Consider the following 9,134-nt stretch of genomic DNA (forward strand, 5'->3'; position numbering starts at 1 on the left):
TTTATATTTTTATCTGTTTCTATTCAATATTAGGATCCCAACAGGAACATCAGCAGCACTTGGGCGATAATCACCCGAATGAACATGCAAAGCGGATACACGGTAGCGTATGATACCGATGGATTGTCACCGGGAATCGTATCGTTGGCATAATTCAATGCCATCGGATTGGCCATACTGCCGCAAAGCATTCCGGTTACAGAACCGAAATCCACCTTCATCCATTTAAAGGCGACCACACCCATTATCAGAACGGGGACCAGCGTCAGTACAAACCCTACTCCAATCCATAAAAGTCCTTCGGGACGAAAAACGGTCTCAAAGAAATGAGCGCCGGCATCCAGGCCCAAACAGGCCAGATACAAAGACAGTCCCAAAGCACGAAGCATCAGATTGGCACTACGGGTGGTATAAGTCACCATGTGCAGCCGTGGGCCGAAAGTTCCTATCAGAATGCCCACCACGATAGGGCCACCTGCCAGTCCAAGCTTTACGGGCTGACTGATTCCGGGAAATGATATCGGAATGGATCCCAAAACAAGTCCTAAAATGATGCCGATAAATACAGCAACCAGATTGGGTTCCTTCAGACTTTTAATAGCGTTACCCAATACTTTTTCCACATTATGCACCGCCGCAGCTTCACCGACAATGGTCAGACGGTCGCCCAATTGCAATGTGAGCCCGGCCGTAGCCAGTAACTGTACACCGCTACGATACACACGTGTGATATTGATTCCATAATGGTTACGCAAATGGAGGGCTCCCAATTTCTTACCGTTCAGTTCGGGGCGGGTTACCACAATTCGTTGGGATATCAGTTTGCTGTCAATGGCATCCCAGTCGATATCCTCCTTATTCCAGTCCGTATGCTCCTGTTCGCCGAAGAGCACCGTCATGGCAGCCGCATCCTTTTCCGAAGTAATGACCAGCAGACGGTCACCTTCTTTCACAATCTTATCCGAAGTCGGAATGGTTACCTTACCGTCGCGCCAGAGGCGGGAAATCACAAACTTGGCATAACTCAGATCGGCTATTTCCTTCACGCTTTTGTTAAAAATACCCGGATTATGCACTTGGAAAGCACCTATATAAGTTTTGTTCTCACCTTCCTTTTCCTGTACTTCCAGATCTTTGTCAGTTACCATCGACTTACGCAGGACAAGAATGGCCAGAATAACACCGACCACCCCCAACGGATAGGTTACCGCACAACCCAAAGCCGGTGTACTGGTTTCCATACCCAACTGCTTCAAAGTCTGCTGAGCTGCACCCAAGGCCGGAGTATTGGTGGTGGCTCCACACAGAATACCCACCATATCAGGTAACGATATGCCAGTAAGGAAACTACCCAATACAGCCATCAGTGTACCTATCAATACGACTCCCAAAGCCAACATGTTCAACCGGACTCCTCCCTGACGGAAAGAACTGAAAAAACCCGGACCAACCTGAAGCCCCAAAGCATATACAAATATCACAAGTCCGAAACTCTCCGCATAATTCAACATCTGAGGATCAATTGAAAGCCCCAAATGACCAGCCAGAATACCGGCAAAGAAAACAAAAGTTACCCCCAAGGAAATTCCCCAAAAACGGACTTTCCCCAGTCCGAGGCCGATTGCGGAAATCAGCGAGAGGACAACAACCGCCTGCAAAGCGGAATGTTCTACAAACAAACTATATAACCAGTCCAAAAGATATCACATTTACGTTTTACTCTGCAAAGATAGGAACTATCCTTGGAGAGGGAAAATAAAAGCATAAAAAAAGCAACTGCAGTTTACCGATGCAGTTGCTTCACTTTTGTACACCCTCAGGGATTCGAACCCTGGACCCACTGATTAAGAGTCAGTTGCTCTACCAACTGAGCTAAGAGTGCATTCAATTGTAGTGGATACGAGAATCGAACTCGTGTTCCATGCGTGAGAGGCATGTGTCCTAGCCGCTAGACGAATCCACCGACATATTTGAAAAAAGCGGTGCGGAAGCTGGGGGATTCGAACCCCCGGTACGGTAACCCGTACGGCAGTTTAGCAAACTGCTGGTTTCAGCCACTCACCCAAACTTCCTTAGTGACCAGCATTTTTTCAAATGCGCTGCAAAGGTAGACAAAGTTTTGGACTGTGCAAAGCTTTACGGCATATTTTTTTCATTGTTTTTTCATACAAAATCATAATCTTCTAACTTTCAAACCTATAAAGCGAACGACGAATAAACCAAAAACCCATGTTTTTTGTTATCTTTGCAGGCCTAAATTAAAAACGTGAAGAAAAACAAGCAAGATATGGACACTTTATTAAAAGAAACCGTCAACCTGGCTGTCAACTCCCGATACCCGGGTATGAACCTTGAAGGCAGAAAACAAATAGAGAATATTCTCGTCCGCAAGGATTTCTCCAAAGGAGAACTCCTCGTTGCCGAAGGACAGATCAGCCAAAACATTGTTCTGGTAGGAAAAGGTATGATACGCCAATTCTATTATAAGAATGGGAAAGACGTAACCGAACACTTTTCCTATGAAGGCTGCATCGCCATGTGTATCGAGAGCCTGCTGAAACAGGAGCCTACCCGACTGATGATGGAAGCTCTTGAAGACGGAACCATCTATCTGCTCAACCATCACAAACTGATGCTGCTTGCCGAAGTGTCATGGGAAGTCAACATGTTCTACCGCAAAGTACTGGAGCATTCACTCATTACCTTGCAGGTGAAAGCCGACTCGTGGCGATTTGAGACGGCACGCGAACGCTATAACAACCTGATGCAGACACAGCCGGAAGTCATCAAGCGGGCTCCCCTCTCACACATAGCTTCCTATCTGCTGATGACTCCCGAAACATTGAGCAGGGTACGTTCAGGAGTCTTGTAGACCGACCTGCTGTTTTCGGTATGCCTTGGGCGACATACCTGCATGTTGCTTGAAGTATTTGCCGAAGAAGGACTGGTTGGCAAAATGCAGTTCTTCAGCAATCTCCTGTATGCTTGCTTCAGACGATTTGAGCATCACCTTGGCCTCCAGTACCACCAGACTGTCTATCCATTCACCTGCCGTACGTCCACTGACCCGCTTCACCACAGCCGACAGGTGTTTGGACGAAAGACACATCTCGCCGGCATAGAACGAGACACTGCGTTCCTGCTTGCAATGCTCGGTCACCAGACGCATGAACTGGCGGAACTGTTCTTCCTGCAGATTCTCTGGCCCTTTTACTTCCAGATTGCGCTGCAGGTAGATGCCATATATCTCATAGAACAAAGAGAGAAGAAGTCCTTGGGCCACCTCCCGACGGAAAGGATGTCCCTGCTGGCGCACCTTGCTCCGCAGGAAAGAATGGTACTGGCAAAAGGATTGCTCTTCTTCCGGAGTGATATGAATACAAGGATGGTCTTTCACCAGCAGAAATACCGGAAACAACTTCTGCATGGTGGGTAAAATCCCGTCTACAAAATCTTTGGACACAACAATAAAAAGCCCCGAAAAGTCATCGGAATATCTTCCTTGCTGAATAATCTGTTCCGGCAAAATAACACCCATCATCCCCGCTTCCACCTTATATTCCTGCAGGTTGAGCCACATTGTACCCTCTCCTTTCAGACAAACGTACAGGCAAACCACACCCAGACGACTAGGATAATGGGAAAAAGGTATATCCTTGATATTGTCAAAAATGGCAAAGTCGTTGCCTATGAAGTCAATCATCGGCAAGTGCTGGATATGCGACAAGTCTATATGAGGTATCTTAGTTTCCATCTCCGAACAACCTTCTGTAGTCGCGTCTGGAGGCCGGTCCCGCCCAGTCTTCGGGAATAAAGCGCCATTGGTTCAGAGAACGGGGGGTAAGGGTCTGCTGCTGCTCGATGTACTGCATCAGGTAATAACGCAGGTCCTTGTCCGTAGACGAGAGGATGCGTTTCTCCAGTTCGTCCTGCGGGATGCCGGCTCCGCGGGTCAGCAGTTCGCCCCCGCCGTTGCCGCGATAGGAATTTACGGCCACCTTGTACATCTTTGCCTCATCGAAGGGAGTACCGTCGGCCATGCTCACGATGTGTACTTTCTGCCCTTCGGGTTTCGTCACATCCACCGTATAGATGATGCCTGCCGCCGAATCGAAGTTGTAACTGGGATTCTGGAAGGCGGCACGGTCGGCAGCTCCCTCGCGGGGACGGTCGCGCAGGAGGAGGAGCGGATCGTCGGCCGAAGTCATGCAGTTGGTCCACAAGGCGTACGACATCTCGAGGGCCCCGCGGATTTCCTTACCGGAAAGGCTCATGACGTAGAGCATGTTCTCATATTTATAAAGGTTGAACATATCACTCACGAAGATATCGCCCGCCCGTATCTCCGCGTCGAAAGACAAGGGAGCGGCCAATGATATGTCGGCCCCACTGATGGCCAGCTGGAGCTGATGGATGAAGTCCACGAAGGCCGAAGGACCGAAATAGGCCGGACGGGTGGAAATACTCTCGGTGAAACGACCTATCCGCTTGGACACGAACTGCTCCACCGCCTTACGCTGGGGAGCAAAGTGAGCTGTAAACTCGGCATCGGGTTCGTAACCGTCCATCCGTACCAGTTCGCCGGAGACGTGCTTGCCGGTGACACGACCGTCGCGCAGCGTCAGCGTCACGTCCACGGCAGACACTATGGAGGCATTGTTGGCGGGATTGATGATGAGCACGGAGTCGCCCTCCACATTCACCACCTTTTCGCAGGCCAGGGCATGGTCGTGGCCCATCATCACCACGTCGAAGCCGGGCACGCGGCGGGCCACGTCGGCCGAGGCGTTCTCGTTATACTTGCCGTTCATCACGTAGGCATTGCGTCCCGAGTGAAAGATACCCACCACCACGTCAGGTTTTTCCCGTTCGCGGATGACCTGCATCCAGCGGCGGGCCGTCTCCTCCATGTCGTCGAAGCACAGGCCGCGCCACAGGTTCTCCGACAACCAGGCGGGGATGGCAGGAGTTATCATGCCCAGCACGGCCACCTTCACCCCGCCACGCTGCAGCACGACGTAAGGCTTGAAGTGTGGCTGCCCGGTAGCCACATCCACAATGTTGGCACCGAGGATGGGGAAACGGCAGTCCGACGCCCAGCGGTCGAACACCGTGCGGCCCGTCTCCACGTCGTGGTTGCCCATGTTGCCTGCGTCGTAGCCCATGAAGTTCATCATGTCGGCACACAGATGCACGGACGTCGTGTCCATATAATTATAGTAATAGGCCGTGGGCTGCCCCTGCAGGATGTCGCCGTTGTCCAGCAGCACCAGCCGGTCGCCATACGTCCGGCGCTCCTGCCGCACGTACGAACAGACGTGCGAGAGGCTGCCCGCCGCATCGCGGTCCACAATGAAGTCGTAAGGATAATAATTGCCGTGCACGTCGCTCGTCTGCACCAGCTTCAGTTTCACTTCCTGCTGCTCCTGCGCCCACATTGGGAAGGCCAGCAGCAGGCACATCAGGAACAAGATGTTCTTTTTTCTCATAGTTCGTTACAGTTTATAATGATACTCACAGGACAAAGCTACCACGGACCTGCAAAGTAAGGTCTCCAACCTGCTGCCTCATGTAGGAATCATCCCGGATGATTCCTACATGACTTCGGCAGGAAGCATGGACAAGGCACGGAGACAGGCAAGACAAAGCCTACACTTGTCCGCCCTTCTGCACGGACCAACGGTTACGTCCTGACGGCAAATATACGAATTTCCTTGGAAAAAACACATACTCCAACCCTCATGCCGAGGCAGAAGGAACAGCCCTTCCGACAGAGGCTTCCGACCGAAAACGCCGTTTCCGCTTGGCAGTTCAGCCCGTTTGCACTATCTTTGGCCCGATTTATTCATCCAAACATCACTGACATGAACGACCTGTTTCCCCACCTGATAGCCGCACCGCTCGCCCTGACGGACAAGCAGGTGCGCCAGACCCTTGCCCTGCTGGACGACGGGGCCACCATCCCCTTCATCAGCCGCTACCGCAAGGAGGCCACCGGCGGACTGGACGAGGTGCAGATAGAAAGCATACGCGACCGTTACGAGAAGCTGAAGGAAACCGAACGACGTAAGGAAACCATCCTGACCACCATCGAGGCTCAGGGCAAGCTGACTGATACGCTGAAGCAACGCATTGCTGACACTTGGGACAACACCGAGCTGGAAGACCTCTACCTCCCCTACCGCCCCAAGCGCAAGACCCGCGCCGAAGCCGCCCGCCAGAAGGGACTCGAACCGCTGGCCACCCTGCTGCTGCTCCAGAAAGACCCCGCCCCCGACCGACAGGCAAAGAGTTACGTCAAGGGCGACGTGAAGAGCGTGGAAGAAGCCCTGAAGGGCGCCTGCGACATCATAGCCGAACAGGTGAGCGAGGACGAACGTTCGCGGCAGACCGTCCGCACGACCTTCGACCGCCGTGCCGTCATCACCGCCCGCGTGGTGAAAGGCAAGGAAGCCGAAGCGGCCAACTACCGCGACTACTTCGACGTGTCCGACCCGCTGAAGCGTTGCAGCTCCCACCGCCTGCTGGCCATGCGCCGTGCCGAGGCCGAAGGAGTACTGAAAGTGAGCATTGCCCCCGACGAGGACGATACCTGCCTGGAGCGCCTCGAACGCCGGTATGTGCGGGGCAATAATGCCTGCAGCCGCTACGTGGCCGACGCCGTACAGGATGCCTACAAACGTCTGCTGAAGCCCTCCATCGAAACCGAGTTTGCCGCCCTGAGCAAGGAACGGGCTGACGACGAGGCTATCCGTGTATTTGCCGCCAACCTGCGCCAGCTGCTCCTGGCCTCCCCGCTGGGACAGAAGCGTGTCATGGGCATCGACCCCGGCTTTCGCACGGGCTGCAAAGTGGTATGCCTCGACGCGCAGGGCAACCTGCTCCACAACGAGAACATCTACCCCCACCCGCCCGTCAGCAAACCCAAGGAAGCGACACAGAAGATACAGAAGATGGTGGAGGCCTACCGCATCGAGGCCATGGCCATCGGTAACGGTACCGCCAGCCGCGAGACGGAAGACTTCCTGAAGCACCTGCGCTTCGACCGCGACATGCAGATATTCGTCGTCAGCGAGCAGGGTGCCTCCATCTACTCGGCCTCCAAGCTGGCCCGCGAGGAGTTCCCCGACTACGACGTCACCGTCCGCGGCGCTGTCTCCATCGCCCGCCGACTCATGGACCCGCTGGCCGAGCTGGTGAAGATAGACCCGAAGTCCATCGGCGTGGGCCAGTACCAGCACGACGTGGACCAGACGAAACTGAAGAAATCGCTCGACCAGACGGTGGAAAGTTGTGTGAATCTCGTAGGAGTCAACCTGAACACGGCGAGCAGCCATCTGCTGACCTATATATCGGGCCTCGGGCCGCAACTGGCGCAGAACATCGTCAGCTACCGTGCCGAACATGGTCCTTTCGCTTCGCGCCGCGACCTGCTGAAGGTGCCCCGCATGGGCGCCAAGGCCTTCGAACAGTGCGCCGGCTTCCTGCGCATCCCCGACGCCAAGAACCCGCTGGACAACACGGCCGTCCATCCTGAAAGTTACGGCATCGTGGAGCAGATGGCCCAAGACCTGGGCTGCACCGTCAGCGAACTGATAGCCGACAAGCAGCTGCGCCTGCGCATCCGTCCTGAGCATTACCTGACGGACACCGTCGGCATGCCCACCCTCAAGGACATCCTTCAGGAACTGGACAAGCCCGGACGAGACCCGCGCGGCCCTATCAAGGTGTTCGAATTCGACCCGAACGTCCGTACGCTGGACGACCTGCGCGAGGGCATGGAGCTGCCCGGCATCGTGGGCAACATCACCAACTTCGGTGCCTTCGTGGACATCGGCATCAAGGAAAACGGCCTGATACACCTCTCCCAGCTGGCCGACCGCTACGTGAGCGACCCTAATGAAGTGGTGTCCATCCACCAACACGTCAGGGTACGCGTACTGGGCATCGACACCGAGCGCAAGCGCATCCAGCTGACTCTGCGCGGCGTATCGCAGGAAGGACTCTAAACCTCCTTCCTGCCGCGCCGTTCGTAATAACCGACAATGGCCAATGTCCCTACAACGAGCAGCACCGTGCAGAGCAGCGAACCTTCGAAGCCGAAACTGCCACCAGTCAGCAGATCACTACCCTTCAGGCGGAGGGTAAGCAATGTTTGGCCACAGTCCGTCCCGCTGACCTCATAACCCAGCACCGGTCCCTGCAGCCAGTTCCAGAACCAGTGCAGCACAATGGGGAAGCACAAATTACGTGTATACAGGAAAGAGGCACCCAGCAGACAGCCTGCCAGCAGAATGTTGACAAACGGCAGAAGCGCGAAATTGGGATTGAACAGGTGCATGGCCGAAAATAGGGCCGACGACAAGAAAAGAGCCACGAAACGGTTCATACCTTCCGAAAGCATCCTGCCCAACACGAAACCACGAAGCATCACCTCTTCCGAAACGGCTACCAGCAGGAAGAGCAGCAACCATCCCAGCAGGTCACAAGGTATCCATTGGATGCCTGCCACCTCGACAGCCCCTGTCAGGAGCGACACGCCGAACCCGACGGCATACAGCACCACCGCTACACCAAGGCCCGCCAACAGGTCCTTCCCCCGCCCCTTCAGCGACAAGCCCAGCAGCGATAGGGGTAGGTTACGCCAGCGCAATATCAAGACCGCCGCACTCAGATAGCCCACCAGCATAAACAGACTCTCACACGCATGGGAGAGCAAGCCGTCCTCCGGCATCTCTGCTGCCGCCAACTTATATCCCAAGAAGAGAAATATACCCAGAAACATCAGGATAAATGTCCCTATCACATAAAACAGCAGAATATCCGCCACCAATCGGCCGGTCTTTCTCCATAACATTTTGTTTCCTATTTCCATACCTTATTATATATTATTGTCTAAAATCAGCTGAACACAGCCACAAAAATACAAATAAAAGGAAAAAAGATATTCATTCTCTACAAATCTTGCGATTTACAACCCCACCTATATCTCAAGCAGTCAGTTCTATTTATTTTTCTAAAATGACAAAATACAATTTATGCTTCCATCTTTTTAGTTCCAACCTTCACTCTATAAATACAATAGTTCGTTAAAAATTCGCCAAGCCTAAGCGGCTCTGGCAGTAAATAAAATG

General features: G+C 53.4%; 6 protein-coding genes and 3 tRNA genes. 2 read left to right on the forward strand and 7 right to left on the reverse strand.

Annotation, left to right across the window (positions count from 1 at the left end):
- Nucleotides 1-29: 29 nt before the first annotated feature.
- The 4 genes from RDO88_RS11370 to RDO88_RS11385 all read right to left on the reverse strand — a co-directional run bounded on the left by RDO88_RS11370 (nucleotide 30) and on the right by RDO88_RS11385 (nucleotide 2,072).
- Nucleotides 30-1,697 carry a putative transporter gene (locus RDO88_RS11370; protein WP_307759488.1) on the reverse strand — a complete coding sequence of 556 codons (1,668 nt, stop codon included), beginning with the start codon at nucleotides 1,695-1,697 and terminating at the stop codon, nucleotides 30-32.
- A 112-nt stretch (nucleotides 1,698-1,809) separates the two neighbouring features.
- Nucleotides 1,810-1,882, reverse strand: a tRNA-Lys gene (locus RDO88_RS11375).
- A 9-nt stretch (nucleotides 1,883-1,891) separates the two neighbouring features.
- Nucleotides 1,892-1,963: transfer RNA gene (locus RDO88_RS11380), tRNA-Glu, on the reverse strand.
- Nucleotides 1,964-1,985: 22 nt separating this feature from the next.
- Nucleotides 1,986-2,072 (reverse strand) — tRNA-Ser (locus tag RDO88_RS11385).
- Nucleotides 2,073-2,287: 215 nt separating this feature from the next.
- Between RDO88_RS11385 and RDO88_RS11390 the strand changes: the two genes are divergently transcribed.
- On the forward strand, nucleotides 2,288-2,872 hold the full coding sequence (locus tag RDO88_RS11390) for a cyclic nucleotide-binding domain-containing protein (RefSeq protein ID WP_307759489.1): 585 nt from the start codon (nucleotides 2,288-2,290) through the stop codon (nucleotides 2,870-2,872).
- On the opposite strand, the gene RDO88_RS11395 is transcribed toward RDO88_RS11390, so the two are convergent.
- Both RDO88_RS11395 and RDO88_RS11400 read right to left on the reverse strand, forming a co-directional pair.
- On the reverse strand, nucleotides 2,858-3,754 hold the full coding sequence (locus RDO88_RS11395) for a helix-turn-helix domain-containing protein (protein WP_307759490.1): 897 nt from the start codon (nucleotides 3,752-3,754) through the stop codon (nucleotides 2,858-2,860). The genes RDO88_RS11390 and RDO88_RS11395 overlap by 15 nt on opposite strands.
- Nucleotides 3,744-5,489, reverse strand: coding sequence for a 5'-nucleotidase C-terminal domain-containing protein (locus RDO88_RS11400; protein WP_307759491.1), 1,746 nt, complete (start codon nucleotides 5,487-5,489; stop codon nucleotides 3,744-3,746). Before RDO88_RS11400 ends, RDO88_RS11395 begins: the two co-directional genes overlap by 11 nt.
- 375 nt (nucleotides 5,490-5,864) lie before the next feature.
- Here RDO88_RS11400 and RDO88_RS11405 point away from each other — a divergent pair, with 375 nt between their 5' ends.
- Complete coding sequence (locus tag RDO88_RS11405) at nucleotides 5,865-8,009, forward strand: helix-hairpin-helix domain-containing protein (protein WP_307759492.1); 2,145 nt, start codon at nucleotides 5,865-5,867, stop codon at nucleotides 8,007-8,009.
- On the opposite strand, the gene RDO88_RS11410 is transcribed toward RDO88_RS11405, so the two are convergent.
- Nucleotides 8,006-8,875 (reverse strand): type II CAAX prenyl endopeptidase Rce1 family protein, encoded by an 870-nt coding sequence (locus tag RDO88_RS11410; RefSeq protein WP_307759493.1) that lies wholly within the window; start codon nucleotides 8,873-8,875, stop codon nucleotides 8,006-8,008. The genes RDO88_RS11405 and RDO88_RS11410 overlap by 4 nt on opposite strands.
- Between the last annotated feature and the right edge of the window lie 259 nt (nucleotides 8,876-9,134).

The organism is uncultured Mediterranea sp., from assembly GCF_902493215.1.
Taxonomy (GTDB): Bacteria; Bacteroidota; Bacteroidia; order Bacteroidales; family Bacteroidaceae; genus Bacteroides.